This window comes from Tunturiibacter gelidiferens, from assembly GCF_014201335.1.
Taxonomy (GTDB): domain Bacteria; phylum Acidobacteriota; class Terriglobia; order Terriglobales; family Acidobacteriaceae; genus Edaphobacter; species Edaphobacter lichenicola_E.
The window spans coordinates 57435-72160 of sequence record NZ_JACHEB010000018.1; the positions used below are offsets into that span (position 1 = coordinate 57435).

Sequence of the window (14726 nt, forward strand, 5' to 3'; positions counted from 1 at the left end):
TGGGTAACTGATTCGGCGGCTGCTTCTACGCCTGACCGATGATGCCTCTGGCAAACGAGGCACACTTCTCTACTTCTTCTGGCGATCGGCCGGTTCCGGCGTAGTCGCAGTCTACATACGCTGTGATCGGAACCTGCTTGTCCTTGAGGAGCTGCAGGACTGCTTTCACGCGAGCCTCGCCTTGGCCAAACGGAACACTTGCACCTCCGGACATTGCGTCCTTGAGATCCAACGCAGACATGGACGTGTAGTTGTTTTCGACAAACTGCAACGCGTCGATCTTTGCTTTCGTTAGATCGCCTATGTCGGGATCGATGCGGAAGTACTGAGAGGCGGCGAGCTGTTTCTTCGCCTCGTCCAGATCGGAGAATTGGAGACCGACGATCATTTGATGTTCGTCCGCTGCGGCCGCGATCATCGTTGTCAACGTTGGCGGGAGACGGGTAACAATCGAATCCGCTCCCAGAGCTTTTGCCATCAGGAATAGACGGTCGATTTCGGCCTCAGAGCTTCCGAGTCTGAGCGAATAGGATTTTATTCTGAGGCCCTGTTTTTCGAAGGTGGAGCGGATGTCTTCGAAGTAGCTCATGGGAACCGAGAGTCGCCACTGCGTCAGTGCGGCGTCGGTCGCGTTCTGTTGTTCTATCTGCTGGGGCGTTGGAGATGATTTGGGCGGGCTGAAGACGCCGACGGGAAACACAGGATTGAACCTCGCGGGTTCCACGTGGGTGAACAGGATTTGACAATTGTGCAGTCTCGCCTGCTTCATCGTTTGGATGATGATGGGGATTGCTTCCTGTTGTGAAAGAGCTCGCAGGCTCCATGTGTTCAGTCCAAGACTGAGTCCGTTTTCGGCAAAGCCGAAGCTCTTGCGCGAGTAGACAGCTACGGCTGCGAGCGCACCTATTCCCTGAGTAAATTGCCTTCTTGATATGTTCATTGATTGCCTCGCCAATTCTAGCTGGTTCCGGGCCAGGATATTGGCGGGGATGGAATTAACTTGTTCGAATCGGCGCAGGCGGTACGACGGTTTTGACTAAGCCAGTTGCTACGTCGTAGACAAGGCCGGAGAGGAGCCATTTGGCGGGCAGTGCGGGAACTGCGCGGAGTAGAGCGACGTCGGCGGCGACCGCGGCGTATGGGTCGGTGACGGATTTTGCTTTGACTTCACTCTCGGGTATTTGAAAATAATGCGCCAGCTTATCGGCGTCGCCTGCGAGGCGAGTGATGCTGCAGTGGGTGTGATGAAGCACGATGAGGTGAAAACTCGCCGCCGCCAGCAGGAGCCCCTCCGAGGACCTGACCGATTCGTCCGAGTAGACCCAGTTCCTCGAGCAAGACTGGGGTGATTCGGCCACCAATGTTACGGATGACGAGGGCTTCACCTGGTTTGATCCCGAGTAGATGAGCCGGGTCGACGCGCATATCGGCGCAACCGATGATCGTGGCTTTTAAGTTTCCAGTTGCGGCAAGAAGCGAGGGCATCAGTGTGCCGGAGGCAGACTGTTGAGCAGCAAACGTTTTGTTCCGTTCTAACAAGCTGTCCAGATTACTCATGTTCATTCTCCATGAGAGCGTTGGTGCGATCGTTTGGTCGATTGGTTGCGAAGGGTCAGAGTTGAAATTTGGAGTCGATTTCGAGTGCGGGGGATTCATGCTCTTTGCAGAAGCGAAAGAGGAGTTCTGCCGAACGGGCCCGCTACGCGCGGGGCGGTCACTTGGTGACTTGTATACCGGTTTTTGCTCGTCCTAGTTGCGGCGGCCCAGCGTTGGGGTGTCGTCGCTACTGGTGGAGGGATTGTTCGTGCTATTGGGGTCGTTGTTGCCGCTGCCGCTGGCGGTGCGGCGGAGCGTGGGCTTGTTGCCGCCCTTGCCGTCGTTTATCTTGCGCTTGTTTTCGAGGCGGGCAAGACGAGCCTTCACGTCGTCGAACTCAGACGTGGTGACCATGTAGTCAGGGCGAGCGGGCAGGATGGTGGCGATCTCTTCCTCAGAGTGCATGATGCGGTCGGGGGTTTGGGGGTGGTCGGCGAAGACCTTGGCGAGGGTGCCGGGTTTGTGCTTTTCGAGGGCGTCGAGCTTCTCAAAGAACTGAATGAAGGCCTGGGGATCGTAGCCGGATTTGTACATGTACTGGACGCCAAGCCAGTCGGCTTCAGCCTCGTCCATGCGGGAGAACTGGAGGAAGCCGAGGGGGATGGCGAGTTGGGTGGCTTCATAGATCCCGTAACCAGTCCAAGAGCCCTGGGTGAAGATGATGAGGGGGATGGAGCCGATTTGAACGTAGTTCATTTTGGTCATCTGGCGGGCGGCGTGGTGGGCGCAGACGTGGGCAGTCTCGTGAGCCATGACGCCGGCTAGTTCGGCTTCTTCGTCGGCGGCGAGGATGAGACCAGAGTTGACGTAGAAGAAGCCGCCGGGAAGGGCCATGGCGTTGATCTCGTCAGAGTCGATGACCTTGATGGTGAAGGGAACTTTGCAGTCGGAGTTCTTGACGATGTTCTGGCCGACGCGGTTGACATACTCGACGATGACGGGGTCGTTGACCATGTGAGCGGATTTTTCGATCTCCATGGAGTACTGCTTGCCGGTGCGGATCTCCCAGTCGGTGGAGTACCAGTTGCCGACGCCACGGCCGCCGATGTTGCGGGTGCCGACGGAGTTGACGTCGTCTTCGCTGCCGGGCTTGATGTTGGTCTTCATGTCCTCGCCGGGGGATGGGAGGTGGTCGGTCTTGTTTTCGGCCTTGACGGCAGCGGCGGCATCTTTGCTCTCTTTGGGAGTGGCGGTCGGGTGGCCGGGGATGGGCTTCTCGGCGGGGACGTCGGAGGGGATGGTGGCGTTGACGGGAGTGGACGACTGGGGGTCGTTTTGGGGCGTGGTGGTGGTGGGCGTTTGCGCGGGCGGCGTGGTTTGGCTGCTTGGGGAATTAGTCGGAGTCTGGGAGTACGCCGCAACGGAGAGCGTGAGGAAGGCGGTTAGGCCAATTTGCGTGACGGAACGCATGTGGGGTCTCCTGGTGGGCCGCTTCCCTGCTGGACGGACGCAGCTCGACGTGTCTTAGACCATAGTATGCGCCTTTTTGTGAGCAGAGGCGACGGTTAGAGGTAGATAAGGCAGCCTCGGGCTTCGAGATCTTTAAACCAGGTTGGCGCGGTGAGGGTTGTGACCCAGCGGAGGTCTAGTTTTTCCAATTTTGGCAGATGGGCGAGGGATTCGGGGAGGGTTTCGATGGGATTGCCGCGGAGATCGAGCTGGCGGAGTTCGCTGAGGTGGGCGATTGAGGCTGGGAGGGTGGTGAGGTGGTTGTTTCTAAGATGGAGCTCGCGGAGATTGGAGAGGCTGCCGATGGAGTCGGGCAGCTCGGTGAGGAGGTTGTCGGTCGAGCGGAGTTCGACCAGGCTGGATAGGCAGGAGAGGCAGTCGGGTAGGAGCGGGAAGGCGTTTTCGCTCAGGTTGAGGTAGCGGAGGCTTTTGAGTTTTCCTAGGGAGGGCGGTAAGCAGGTCAGGCGGTTGTCGTGGAGGTAGAGGAAGTCAGTGAGGCTGACGAGGTCGGCGAGTGTTTCGGGGAGGGTTGTAAGTTCATTGTGGCCGAGGTCGAGGGTGCGGAGGTTTTTGAGGTTGCCGATCTTTGGGGAGATTTCGGAGAGCTCATTGTCGGCGAGGATTAGGGTCTCGAGGTCAATTTGTTGCCAGACGTAGTCCGGTACGACACCGAGATGGCGCTTCCATAGGTTGAGAGCTGGCGCCGTGGAGTTGGGCACGATAGCGATGATAGCTTGCGCTTCATTCTTTTGAGACTGCGGTTCGGCGAATTACCAGGTGGAGTAGGAGGTGCCGTCGGAGGCGGTTTGCTGGGCTCCGCTGTGGACGTCGTCGATGCCGGAGTCAGTCTGATCGATGCTGGAGAGGGTGTCGTCCTGGACGGGCATCCAGGTGTCGGAGCGATGGGTGAAGGGGTCGACGGGCATGGTTTTGATGTAGCCGGCCTGGACGAGGTCGTCGAGGGACTGGGGGGCTTTGGCCTTGTCGACCGTGTAGGAGTCGATGGCCTGGCGCATGGTGTGGAGGTCCTCTTTGAGGACAGCCTCTTTGGCGTTGCGGATGTTGCTGGTATAGGCAGGGATTGCGATGGCGGCCAGCAGGCCGATCACGACCATGACAATCATGAGTTCGAGCAGGGTGAAGCCTTGCTCTGTCGCCTGTGTGGAACGGATTTTGGGAGTGGCTACCATGTGTTGTACTTCGTTCCGTCGAGTGCGGTTCCGGTGCTCTTGCTGTGGACGTCAAAGACGTTCTGGCCGCCGAAGGAGTCGGAGTCCGTGTCGTCCTGGTTGGAGCGCAGGCCCCAATCCGTGTTATTGGTGAAGGGGTCGACGGGGATCTTTCGTAGAAATTTTACCTTTTTCCCTTGAGCTGCGGTGACCTCGACCCCGTCGACAAGGGTTTGAAGGTCGGGTGGGTAGCCGAGGGAGTCGGCTTTGATCTGGAAGGCGCCTTTGTCGGCGGCGTCCTTGTAGTGGTCGATGGCGTCGCGCATCTCCCAGAGGTCGCGGCGAAGTTCGCGCTCCTTAGTACGTTTGACCTGAAAGCGGGCGATGGGGATGGCTGCGGAGGCCAATAAAGCAACGATGGCGACGCAGATGATGAGTTCGACGAGGGTGAGGCCGGATTCGCGGTTAAGTGGTCGCGAACGAAGCTGCAGCGTCCCCCGCGTCCGGGAGCTTGAATATTTCAGCAAGCTCTCGGCGGACCGCGAGGCGGACGGGTTGGTACAAAGTGTCACTTGACATGTACCACGGCCTGCGAACCGACGGCCGGAAGATTGGCCTGCGCGCTGTTGAGAGCGCCGACTTTGACGAGTGAGAGTGAGGAGTCGCCGGCGGCTATGGCCTTGAAGGTGAGGGTGCAAAGGCTGCCTGTTCCGCTGACTCCGGCGGTGTTGGGCGGACGTATGGAAGAGATGGCGACGAGGCCCTTGTCTTCGCGGTGGACGAGCGAAACTGCCTGCCCGTCCTTGCCGAGGAAGGTTCCGGCGTCGACGTTGACGAGCTGGAGGAGTGCAGGGTTGAACTGCAGCTGGAGCGGAACGGAGAAGACGTCGCGTCCGTTGCCGAGCATGACGGCGACCTGGAATGTGCTGCCAACGGCCTGCGTGGAGTCTGGCGGAACGACGGTGAAGCTAATGGGCGGGCCACCTGCGCCTGGGGCTGCTGCCGGAGCTGGCGGCTGGTTGGCAGGAGGCTGGGTTACCGGCGGGGTTCCTGGAGTTTGCGCACCGGGGACGTAGGAGGCTGGCGGACCGGCGGGCTGGGCCTGCTGGCTGAGCTGCTGGACCATGGCGCTGGCAGCATTGGCGGCACTGGTTGGATTACTGGCGGAGCGCGGCCCATTAGCGTACACCGGCTCGGAGTTGTGGTCGTTGGCAGAGACGTCACGACGCAGCTCGATTGACTGACCTGTGCCGGTGTCGATGGGGCGAACGTTGACGCGGGTCAGCACCGACTCGCGAACGATGTGAGGGATGATGATGAAGACGATTTCAGTCTTGTCATTGATCTTGTCGCGAGAGGTGAAGAAGTACTTGAGGATGGGAAGCTCGCCGACGCCGGGAGTGCCGTTGATGTTGAGGGAGTCGGATTTGGTGATGATGCCGGCGAGGAGGCTTGGCTCGCCATCCTTGAGGGTGATGACCTGCTCTGAGGTGCGCTGACCGATGACGGGCTCGGAGACTCCGCTGATGGTCACAGTGTTGATCTGGGAGAGCACCTCGATCTTCATCTTGAGGGTGACCTCGCGGTCGTAGTGGACCGTGGGGGTAATGTCGATGTTGACGCCGATGTCGATGTAGGTGAACTGGGTCTGCACACCGATGCTGGCGACGCCGGTGGAGACGCCGGCGTTGTAGGAGCCGGTGGCGACGGGGATCTTCGATCCAATCTTCATGGTCGCGCGCTGGCCGTCGGTGGCGCGGATGCTGGGGTTCTGGAGGACGCGGGTATCGGCGTCGGTGAGCAGCGCGTTGAGAGTGCCACCGCCGATGCTTACGGCGAAGTTGTTCGCGTTAAGGTGGGCGAGGGTGTTGAGGGTGAAGTCGGAGGTGGTGGTGGAACCTGTCGAAGTGCCGGTACTGGTGCTACTGCTGCTCGAAGTTGTGTTGGGATTGGCCTGCGGGGTGAGAGTGATGGATTGTGGAAGGGTGATACCGAGGTTGTGCTCGACGTTCTTGTTGACTTCGAGGACGGCGACGTCGACGACGACTTCGGGACGGGCTCGGTCGAGATCGTTCAGCAGCTTTTGCGCGAGGAGAAGTTGATCGGGCGTTGCGCGCATGACGATGGCGTTCTGGCTGGGAACGAGATATATCTTGACGCTGGGATCGAGCAGGTTGCGGATGGCGATGACGACTTCATTCGCGTCATTCTGCTGGCTGGCGTTGGTGAGATAGAAGGTCTGGACGGCCTGCTCGTCGAGGTCGGTGCGCTTGGTGCGCGAGTTGGTCGCGACGAAGATGGTGTTCGGCGTGATGACCTTATAGAAGGTGCCAGAGATGGTGCCGACGATGCGGAGGGCGTCTGAGAGCGTGACGTTGGTGAGGTCGACGGGGATGCGCTTGGAGCTGTAGTCAGGATCGAAGAGGACGTTGAGGCCAGCTGCTTTGCCGATGGCGTCATAGATTACTTTGACGTCTTCAACCATGTGGAGCGTGATGGGATCGTTCGAGACGGGCTTGAGTTCTACGGGGCCGGAGATGGATCCGATGGTGTTAAGAGTCTCATTTTGCTGCGACATCTGCTCTTTGGCTTGAGGGGTGCTGTCGCGTTCGATCTGCTGTTGCTTCTCAATGGCATCGATCTCCTGCGCGGCTGCCTGGTTGCCGGGATCGATCTGTTGGGCGCGGGTGAACTGGGTGAGTGCGCCGTTGATGTCTCCACTTTGGCGAAGGACGCGGCCGCGATCGACGTGAGAGACGGCGGCTTGAAACCTCATGTGGTCGAAGTGCTCTCTAAAGCGGAGGTCTTTGGGCTTTTTGAGGACGGCGTTGTGATAGTCCTCGTAGGCTGCGTCAAAGTCCTGGCGCGCTTCGGCGTCCTGACCACGCTTGTCCCAGGTGTTAGCTGACTGGGCGTGGGCGCGCGCTGTGCTTAGGCCGGCGATGCCGCAGAGGAGCAACGCAGGGAGGACGCGACGAAGCGATGTGGATAGTTTGCTGATTGATTTGTACAGGCGACCCATGCTGCTTCCGTTTTCGTCCTTTACACCGTAAAGATTGTGGCGTTTGCCGGAGATAACGCCCGCCGGGAAGATTTTTCCGGCTTCGGCGCTGCCTGTGGGGGCCGTGCCTGCCAGGCTGTCGCGCTCGGGTGAGTATAGCATTCGCTCCAAAATCGACCTCGTCAAAAAGATTTGTAGGAACCGTGAATTCTACGGTCGTATTCGAAGCACGGCTCGCGGTGGCAGAGGTTTATAGACTCATGACGTCAGGTATGACTGACGAATGAGGACTGAGGTTAGACGCGTGGGTTTTCGACGGGTGAGGGCTGCAAATGAATCGAAAGTTGCAGACATGTTAAAGTAAGAGATTGCATGGCACGCTCTATGTCCAACACGATAGCCGCTCACCCACCGAAGCCAGTGGTGAAGGAGAAAGACCGCGACCCGGTGGCGGCGGGTAAGAGAGACGCTGCGTTCAACCGGTCGGCGGGTTTTAACTATTTTTTGACGGATAAGTTCGAGGCCGGGGTGGCGTTGCGTGGGACCGAGGTGAAGTCGATCCGCGAGGGTAAAGCCAATCTGAAGGACGCCTATGGGCTGCTGAAGGACGGGGAGTGTTTTCTGCTGAACGCGCACATCGGACCGTTCTCTCACGGGAATGCGATGAACCATGATTCGCTGCGTACTCGGAAGCTGCTGCTGCATAAGAACGAAGTGCGGAAGCTCGAGGGTATGACGAAGCAGAAGGGATTTACGCTGATCCCGACACGGCTTTATTTTCGCAACGGGCGGGTGAAGTGCGAAATTGCGTTGGCCAAAGGCAAGCAGGAGTACGACAAGCGCGCCACCGAACGCAAGCGTGAAGCCGATAATGAGGCGAAAGCAGCGGTCGCTCGAAGTCAACGAGGGTAGCTCAACTTTCGTTGTAGCGTTAGTTGCAAGATGATCAACATGCGGTCGGGTTACGATAGACGCATGGACACGAAGCTACTTTTTCAGGATGCTGCCGGTTTTCAGACGCCAATGCTGGCGGTGTTTGGCGTGGATATTGCTGTCGGCAAAGATGCAGAGCCAGTGGTGGCTTTGTTGACGACCACCGATGCGGTGGCGAATGCTGCGGCAAAGGTGTTGGCGTCGGGCGAGTTCAAGGCGACGGTGGGAGAGACGTTGCTGCTGCATGGTCCGAACGGGTTGAAGGCAGAGCGGCTGCTGGTGGTGGGGCTGGGCAAGGCGAAGGCGCTCTCGGTCGATGAGATTCGGAAGGGTGCCGGGACAGCGGTGCGTGCGGCCAAACCTCTTGGAGTAAAAGAGCTGGCAATTGCGTTTCCTGAAGACCATGCGTTGGATGACGAACATCTGGAGACGTTGCCCTGCATGCTGCTTTCGCGTGTGCTGGTGGAAGGCGCGGAGGTGGCGGAGCTGGACTGGGATACGTATCGGAGTGAGCGGAAAGACCGATCGGTGCGAGCGCTTTCTGTGATCGCGAAGGAAGCGGAGAAGTCGACGAGGACGGAGATACAGGAAGGCTTTGATGCGGGACTGATTGTTGCAGCGGCGCAGAATTTTACGCGAACGCTGGTGAATGAGCCGGGAAATGTTTTGACTCCGACGGAGTTGGGCAAGCGGGCGGCGGCAATGTGCGTGGAGGTGGGCTTGAAGTGCGAGGTGCACTCGACCGCGAAGCTGCAGGAGTTGAAGATGGGTGCGTTTGCCGCGGTGGCGCAGGGCTCGGAACAGCCGCCGGCGTTGATTGTGATGACGTATGAACCGAAGTTGGCCAAAGGCGAGTCGCTTGCGGCGGGCGCGCCGGTGCTGGGGCTGGTGGGGAAAGGGATCACGTTCGATACGGGCGGGATCTCGATCAAGCCGGGCGACGGCATGGAGAAGATGAAGTACGACATGGCCGGGGCGGCGGCGATGATTGGCGCGATGCGGGCGATCGCGCAGTTGAAGCCGAAGGTTAAGGTGATTGGAATCGTTTGCTCGGCAGAAAATATGCCGGATGGAAAAGCGTATCGGCCGGGCGATGTGGTGACGGCGATGTCGGGTAAGACGATTGAGGTGATCAATACTGACGCCGAGGGCAGGCTGGTGCTGGCGGATGGTTTGCACTATGCGAAGACGCTGGGTTGCACGCATCTGATTAACGCAGCTACATTGACGGGGGCTTGCGTGGTGGCTTTGGGAATCGTGAACGCTGGGTTGTTCTCAAACGATGAGGCGACGTGGCAGAAGTTTACGGACGCCACAAAGATCTCGGGCGAGAAGTTCTGGCGGCTTCCCTGCACCGATGATTACAAGGATCAGATTAAAAGCCATATCGCGGACATGAGGAATACGGGTGCTAATCGGTGGGGTGGGGCGATTTCGGCGGCGATGTTCTTGAAGGAGTTTGTGGGTGAGACGCCGTGGGTGCATCTGGATATCGCTGGATGCGCGTGGAATGATGAGAATAAACCCTGGCTTGCGAATGGACCGAGTGGGATTGCGGTGCGGTCGATTCTGGAATGGGTGCGGGCTTACGAGGCTTAACCTTGACGGCCCCTGCAGTGAAGATCATTCGAGCAACTCCGTCTCATAGCGTGGAGGCGGAGCTTTTGCTGAATGAGTACTACGAAGCTGTTGGAGTCGTGAAGAGAGATACTCCAGCGGCGATTGCGGATTATCTCTCGGACGAAGCCTCGGGGCTTTGGATCGCGTACGTAGATGATTTTCCCGCAGGGTGCGTTGTGCTTCGACCGCTGCCGACGATCGATGCGGCGACGGAGTGCAAGCGGCTTTATGTTCGTCCGCAATTTAGAGGCCGCGGGATCGCAGATGCTTTACTGGATGTGATGGAAGAGTTTGCGCTTGAGAAGGCTGCTGATTGGGTGTATCTGGACAGCAAGGACGATCTGAAAGATGCTCTTCGGATTTACGTCAGGAGAGGTTATCAGCCGTGCGAGCGGTACAACGATAATCCGCAGGCGACGGTGTTCCTTCGAAAGAGATTGCATTCAGCTACGAGTTGATTCGATTTTAGGGCCGTGCGAAGTTACGTGGCCTGAACTTTGAGCATCGAATCTGAATGACTTTTTGCCGACCACTCTCTCTGCTCTCTTGCCGGCTACTGGTGATGTTGGCGTTTTTTGGATATGCGAGTCTTCGTTCCCCTGCGGCCTATGCGATGCAGGAGCCGGCTCAGGTTGAGTTGCCGGATACCGACCGAGATGGGTTGAGTGATGAAGTTGAACAAGCACTGTTGAGTCAGTTCGAACCTGCATTTTGGGTTGGAAAGAATGACTGCTCCAATCTTCCTTCAGAGTTTTCGCGTGATGTGAAGACGCCTACAGTTGAGCGGGAAGACGGCACGATCTATGGGCAAGCGTTTGTATCAGGACTGGCCAAGACCGGCTCTCAGACGGTGGAGTTGCACTACTACCATCTATGGAAGACTGACTGTGGAGAGCATGGACATCCGCTTGATACTGAGCATGTCGCAGCGCTGGTGCGTCGTGCCGACGATGGCTCCGCATTCGGGCATTGGACGGCAGTTTACTGGTACGCAGCTGCTCACGAGAATACGGTCTGTGACGTCAGCCAGATTGCGCGAGCATCGACGGTGGACGCAGTGGATCATGGGGCTAAGGTTTGGATCTCTCCAGGCAAGCACGCGTCTTATCTAAGCGAAAGCTTCTGCCGAGAAGGCTGTGGTGCGGATAGATGCGAGGCGATGGTGCCGCTTAAGACAACGAAGATCGTCAACCTCGGAGAGATCGGACATCCGATGAATGGATCACTCTTTGTCTCGTCGACTGCTTGGCCGTTGGCAGCCAAGATGTCGTCGACAAATTTTCCAGCGGAGACGATTGCGCGATTGGAAGTAATGCCCAGAAACGATGTCGCATTATTCAATGCAGGAAGGCATCCAGCGCAGGGTGTGATCGCAGTGAGCGGAAGTACGGGTGGGGCGATTCTTAATAGCGGTGAAAATACGACGGGCGCGATCGGTGTCGCCGGCGATTCCACCGGAAATGCGCTGGAAAAAAGTTATCGGAATACGAAACACGCACTCGGGGCGTCAGTTCGAAGCGTAGGGAAAGCACTTCATGTGACGCCGAAATCTAGCGAAAAGCCGGAAGAGTGAGTCGTTAGTAGCCAACTACCTTACATGACGGGTGGGGCTTCGATGCCGAGGTAGTCGAGGGCGCGAATCATTTCGCGTTGGGCTACTGCGGCGGTGGCGAGTAAGAGGGATTTGCGGGTGGGGTCGCTTTCGTTGAGGACGTGGTGGCGGTGGTAGAAGTTGTTGAACTGCTGGGCTAGCTGGAAGGCGTACTTGGCGAGATAGGCGGGCTCGGCTGTGGCGATGCACTGTTCGATTAGCAGTGTGAGTTTGGAGGCGAGGAGCCAGGTCTCCCAGAGATTGCTTCCCTCTTCGGTGTCGAGGATGTTGGACAGGTCGAGCGTGGTGATGGCGGCGAGGGATGCCGCTTCGGTGGTGTTCGCTTTGCGGAAGATGTTGGCCGCGCGCACGATGGCGTACTGGACGTAGGGGCCGGTCTCGCCTTCGAAGCTGAGTGCGTCTTTGAAGTCGAAGGCGATGACAGTGTTGCGGGTGAAGCGGAGCATGAAGTAGCGCAGAGCGCCGACTGCGATCTGGGTGGCGATGGTGAGGCGTTCGGCGGCTTCGATCTCGGGGTGGCGAGTGTCTACTTCGGATTTTGCGGCGGCGATGAGGCGGTCGAGGAGGTCGTCGGCCTTGACGCCGAAGCCCTTGCGGCCGCTGACTTCGATGTAAGACCTTTTTTGATCTTCTTCGCTGATGGTGTAGCCGAGTTCGACGGCGCAACGGGGGGTGAGGGCGACCATTTCGTAGCTGAAGTGGGTGTAGTGGTCGGCGGCTTCGGTGTAGCCCATGCCGCGGAGGGCCGCGGTGACGTTGTTCTGTGGGTCGTTCTGGCGGGAATCGATGACGTTGTAGATGGCATCGGCGTGGCCGAAGCTGGGGTGCGGGGTTTCGCCGTGGACGGCGGAGATCCAGCAGCAGTGGTCGGGGTACTGGTGGAATTTCAGGTAGCCAAAGTCCTTGCCGGGGAGGAGACCGAACTTCCAGAGGTGATAAGCGATGTCCTTGCCGACGTAGGTGACGGTTCCGTTGGAGCGGACGATGACCTTGGCGTCCTCGTCGGGGAGGCTGGAGTCTTCGACGGCGATTTCTTCAGCGGAACCGGCGCGACGCATGACGTAACAGCCTTTGTTTTTGCCGGCGGTTTCGAGGTAAAGAACATCTTTTTCGAGCATGAGCGTGCGGGCCGCGTCCCAGAAGTGGAGGGAGAGGATTTCGCTTTCGCGGGGGAGGAAGTCGTACTCGATGTTGAGGCGCTGCATGGTTTGGAGGTGACGGCGTAGGACAGCGGTGGAGATGAGGTCCGCTATGTCGGCTGTGTCGTTTTTGCCCATCTCGAGCGCGTGGAGGGTGTCGAGACGGATCTGCTTGCGGGCCTCAAGATGATCGGGATCTGCGTTGTACCACTGGGAGACGCGGGCGTAGAGGTCCCAGCAGTAGAAGTCGATGCGCTGATTGGTTTCGAGGAGTTCGGTGAGGAGTTCGCGGATGCTGGAGAGTGTTTTGCCTTCGAGGTAGACGAGGCCTACGACTACGTCTGCGACTTGGACGCCGGTGTTGTCGATGTAGTTCTGCACGCCTACTTCGTAGCCGGTTTTGAAGCGATCCGGGCGGAGGAGACGCTGGAAGGTGTCGCCGAGGATGGCGTTGCGGAGGTGGCCGATGTGGGCGGCTTTGTTGGGGTTGATGCTGGTGTGCTCGACGAGACGGAAGCCGGGACCGCCGATGTCGGCGTGCTGGTCTGCGGCGATGCGGCGGACGGTGGCGGCGCGGTTGAGGCGGACGTTGAGGTAGCCGGCGCCGGCTACTTCGACGCTGGCGACGCCTTCGAGCGATGGGAGGGCCGCGGTGAGTTCGGCTGCGAGTTCGGTGGCTATGGCGCGGGGGGCTTTGCGGAGGCGCTTGGCGAGTTCGAAGGCTACGGGGAGGGCGAGTTCGCCGAGGGCGATGCTGGGCGGCTGCTCGACCACTAGGTTGGTGAGGGTGACGTCGTACTTCGCGAGAAGGATGGCCTGGATTTGGGCCAACAGAGACTGCTGGATTGTGCGATACATGCTTTGAGGGTCACCACTTCGGGAGATGAGTTCAGTTTACTAGAAGCCTGTCCTGCCGGACGGGCCCACTGCGCGTGGGGGGGCCACTTCGTGGCGTGTGTACCGGTCTCGGTGAGGCGATCGGTGTGGGGCCTCGCGTTGCTCGGCTTTGATTCCGACCAACGGGAGGACCGGTGCAATTGACCCGACTCGACAAGTTAAAAAGGCGTGCGAACGCCCGCCCCACGCGCAGTTGGCCCGTCCGGCAGAACACACGTCTCTACGGCATTTCGACGGGTAGATCCTCGATCTCTTCGAGCAGGGGCTTGTGGTTGTGGATACGGATGCGGTGAGTGAGAAAGATAATGCCACCCGCTCCCGTGACCGCGAGGAGCATCCAAACGTGAATGGCCAGGCCAAACACCGCAGCTTGGGAGATGGTGGCACCGTGGTTTACGAGTGAGGTTTTTACGGCGAGCTCGAAGGGTCCGATGGCTCCGGGAGAGCTGGGGATGAGGTAGGAGAGATTCGCGAAGGAGACGGAGAGCCACGCAGCGATGTCGTCGACCGATAGACCGAGGAGGCGGAGGGCGGAGAGGAAGATCATGCCCTCGCAGGTCCAGATGATGACCGTCTGGAGAAGAAGCAGGAGGGAGCCTGTGACGCCCAGGCGGCCTGTAGCATCGAGCGCGAGCGTGACCCAGTGTTCGATTTTTTTCAACAGCGGGCCGGCCGGGAGACGGGCAAATAGGCGTTGCACGGGAGACTGCAGGCTGCGTGCCCCTACGAGAAGGATGAGCAGGCCAATAGCTGAGACGGCGAGCGAGATGTTTGCAATGAGGCGTAGGTGCGGTGTAGCGATGTTGCCGACAGTTGCGACGAACATGAGCACTAGGACGAAGATGTCGAGGAGCTTTTCGAGGATGACGGTGCTGAGGATGATGGAGGGAGAGGTGCCGAGGTCGTCAGCGTAGGTGAAGATGCGCATGATGTCGCCGATCCGGAGAGGCAGGATGTTGTTGGCGGCGAGCGAAGTCATGAGGACGCGGGCGCAGACGGCGAAGTGGTCGCGGAGGGAACGGCCGTTGTGCGGCATCATCTGGCTCCAGCGAACGCAACGCAGGGTGTAGCTGCCAAGAGTGAAGCCGAGGACTCCGAGGATCCATGCAGGATGAGCAGCGCGAAGAGCGCGGAACTCGTCAAGATGGATGTTGCGGAAGGTGTACCAGAGGAAGAAGGCGCTGATTAATAGACCGGGGATGGTCTTCAGCAGGTTGCGGCTATTGGCGGCGGCGCTCATGCGGGCAACCGGGTGGACAGCAGGCGATGTGTCGTTTCGCGGGAGACCAGGGTGTGAAAGGGACGATAAA

General features: G+C 58.9%; 13 protein-coding genes and 1 pseudogene. 4 read left to right on the forward strand and 10 right to left on the reverse strand.

All coding sequences use genetic code 11. The features are described 5' to 3' along the window. Positions 1–25 precede the first annotated feature (25 nt). The 8 genes and pseudogenes from HDF14_RS25595 to HDF14_RS25625 form a co-directional block, all read right to left on the reverse strand. Complete coding sequence (locus tag HDF14_RS25595; protein ID WP_183981596.1) at positions 26–940, reverse strand: hypothetical protein; 915 nt, start codon at positions 938–940, stop codon at positions 26–28. Between the two features lie 55 nt (positions 941–995). Continuing rightward, a complete protein-coding gene (locus tag HDF14_RS25600) occupies positions 996–1385 on the reverse strand; it encodes a hypothetical protein (protein ID WP_260698606.1) in 390 nt (129 codons plus the stop codon). 4 nt (positions 1386–1389) lie between these two features. Then, positions 1390–1656: pseudogene (locus tag HDF14_RS27805) on the reverse strand (hypothetical protein); the annotation flags it as partial. Positions 1657–1749: 93 nt separating this feature from the next. Beyond that, positions 1750–3006: a M48 family metallopeptidase gene (locus tag HDF14_RS25605; protein ID WP_183981597.1), complete on the reverse strand. Its 1257-nt coding sequence runs from the start codon at positions 3004–3006 to the stop codon at positions 1750–1752. Positions 3007–3101: 95 nt separating this feature from the next. After that, a complete protein-coding gene (locus HDF14_RS27305) occupies positions 3102–3764 on the reverse strand; it encodes a leucine-rich repeat domain-containing protein (RefSeq protein WP_221304887.1) in 663 nt (220 codons plus the stop codon). Positions 3765–3815: 51 nt separating this feature from the next. Next, positions 3816–4235: a type II secretion system protein gene (locus tag HDF14_RS25615; protein WP_183981598.1), complete on the reverse strand. Its 420-nt coding sequence runs from the start codon at positions 4233–4235 to the stop codon at positions 3816–3818. Then, complete coding sequence (locus HDF14_RS25620; RefSeq protein WP_183981626.1) at positions 4229–4705, reverse strand: type II secretion system protein; 477 nt, start codon at positions 4703–4705, stop codon at positions 4229–4231. Before HDF14_RS25620 ends, HDF14_RS25615 begins: the two co-directional genes overlap by 7 nt. Before the next feature lie 77 nt (positions 4706–4782). Continuing rightward, entirely contained in the window at positions 4783–7377 is a 2595-nt protein-coding gene (locus tag HDF14_RS25625; protein ID WP_183981599.1) for a cohesin domain-containing protein, read from the reverse strand. Positions 7378–7587: 210 nt separating this feature from the next. Between HDF14_RS25625 and smpB the strand changes: the two genes are divergently transcribed. The 4 genes from smpB (at position 7588) to HDF14_RS25645 (ending at position 11341) form a co-directional block, all read left to right on the forward strand. Further along, a complete protein-coding gene (gene smpB, locus HDF14_RS25630; RefSeq protein WP_260698607.1) occupies positions 7588–8127 on the forward strand; it encodes an SsrA-binding protein SmpB in 540 nt (179 codons plus the stop codon). Positions 8128–8190: 63 nt separating this feature from the next. Beyond that, entirely contained in the window at positions 8191–9747 is a 1557-nt protein-coding gene (locus HDF14_RS25635) for a leucyl aminopeptidase (RefSeq protein ID WP_183981600.1), read from the forward strand. Positions 9748–9749: 2 nt separating this feature from the next. After that, a complete protein-coding gene (locus HDF14_RS25640) occupies positions 9750–10226 on the forward strand; it encodes a GNAT family N-acetyltransferase (protein ID WP_260698608.1) in 477 nt (158 codons plus the stop codon). 104 nt (positions 10227–10330) lie between these two features. After that, positions 10331–11341 (forward strand): hypothetical protein, encoded by a 1011-nt coding sequence (locus HDF14_RS25645; protein WP_183981602.1) that lies wholly within the window; start codon positions 10331–10333, stop codon positions 11339–11341. A 20-nt stretch (positions 11342–11361) separates the two neighbouring features. Here HDF14_RS25645 and HDF14_RS25650 read toward each other — a convergent pair whose 3' ends face one another. Continuing rightward, entirely contained in the window at positions 11362–13377 is a 2016-nt protein-coding gene (locus HDF14_RS25650; RefSeq protein WP_183981603.1) for an arginine--tRNA ligase, read from the reverse strand. A 259-nt stretch (positions 13378–13636) separates the two neighbouring features. After that, positions 13637–14656: a lysylphosphatidylglycerol synthase transmembrane domain-containing protein gene (locus tag HDF14_RS25655; RefSeq protein WP_183981604.1), complete on the reverse strand. Its 1020-nt coding sequence runs from the start codon at positions 14654–14656 to the stop codon at positions 13637–13639. Between the last annotated feature and the right edge of the window lie 70 nt (positions 14657–14726).

What these genes read in the sequence shown, in the direction of transcription:
- HDF14_RS25595 (WP_183981596.1), bottom strand. Translation starts at nt 940, where the DNA reads ATGAACATATCAAGAAGGCAATTTACTCAGGGAATAGGTGCGCTCGCA.
- HDF14_RS25605 (WP_183981597.1), bottom strand. Translation starts at nt 3,006, where the DNA reads ATGCGTTCCGTCACGCAAATTGGCCTAACCGCCTTCCTCACGCTCTCC.
- HDF14_RS25615 (WP_183981598.1), bottom strand. Translation starts at nt 4,235, where the DNA reads ATGGTAGCCACTCCCAAAATCCGTTCCACACAGGCGACAGAGCAAGGC.
- HDF14_RS25625 (WP_183981599.1), bottom strand. Translation starts at nt 7,377, where the DNA reads ATGCTATACTCACCCGAGCGCGACAGCCTGGCAGGCACGGCCCCCACA.
- smpB (WP_260698607.1), top strand. Translation starts at nt 7,588, where the DNA reads ATGGCACGCTCTATGTCCAACACGATAGCCGCTCACCCACCGAAGCCA.
- HDF14_RS25635 (WP_183981600.1), top strand. Translation starts at nt 8,191, where the DNA reads ATGGACACGAAGCTACTTTTTCAGGATGCTGCCGGTTTTCAGACGCCA.
- HDF14_RS25645 (WP_183981602.1), top strand. Translation starts at nt 10,331, where the DNA reads ATGTTGGCGTTTTTTGGATATGCGAGTCTTCGTTCCCCTGCGGCCTAT.
- HDF14_RS25650 (WP_183981603.1), bottom strand. Translation starts at nt 13,377, where the DNA reads ATGTATCGCACAATCCAGCAGTCTCTGTTGGCCCAAATCCAGGCCATC.
- HDF14_RS25655 (WP_183981604.1), bottom strand. Translation starts at nt 14,656, where the DNA reads ATGAGCGCCGCCGCCAATAGCCGCAACCTGCTGAAGACCATCCCCGGT.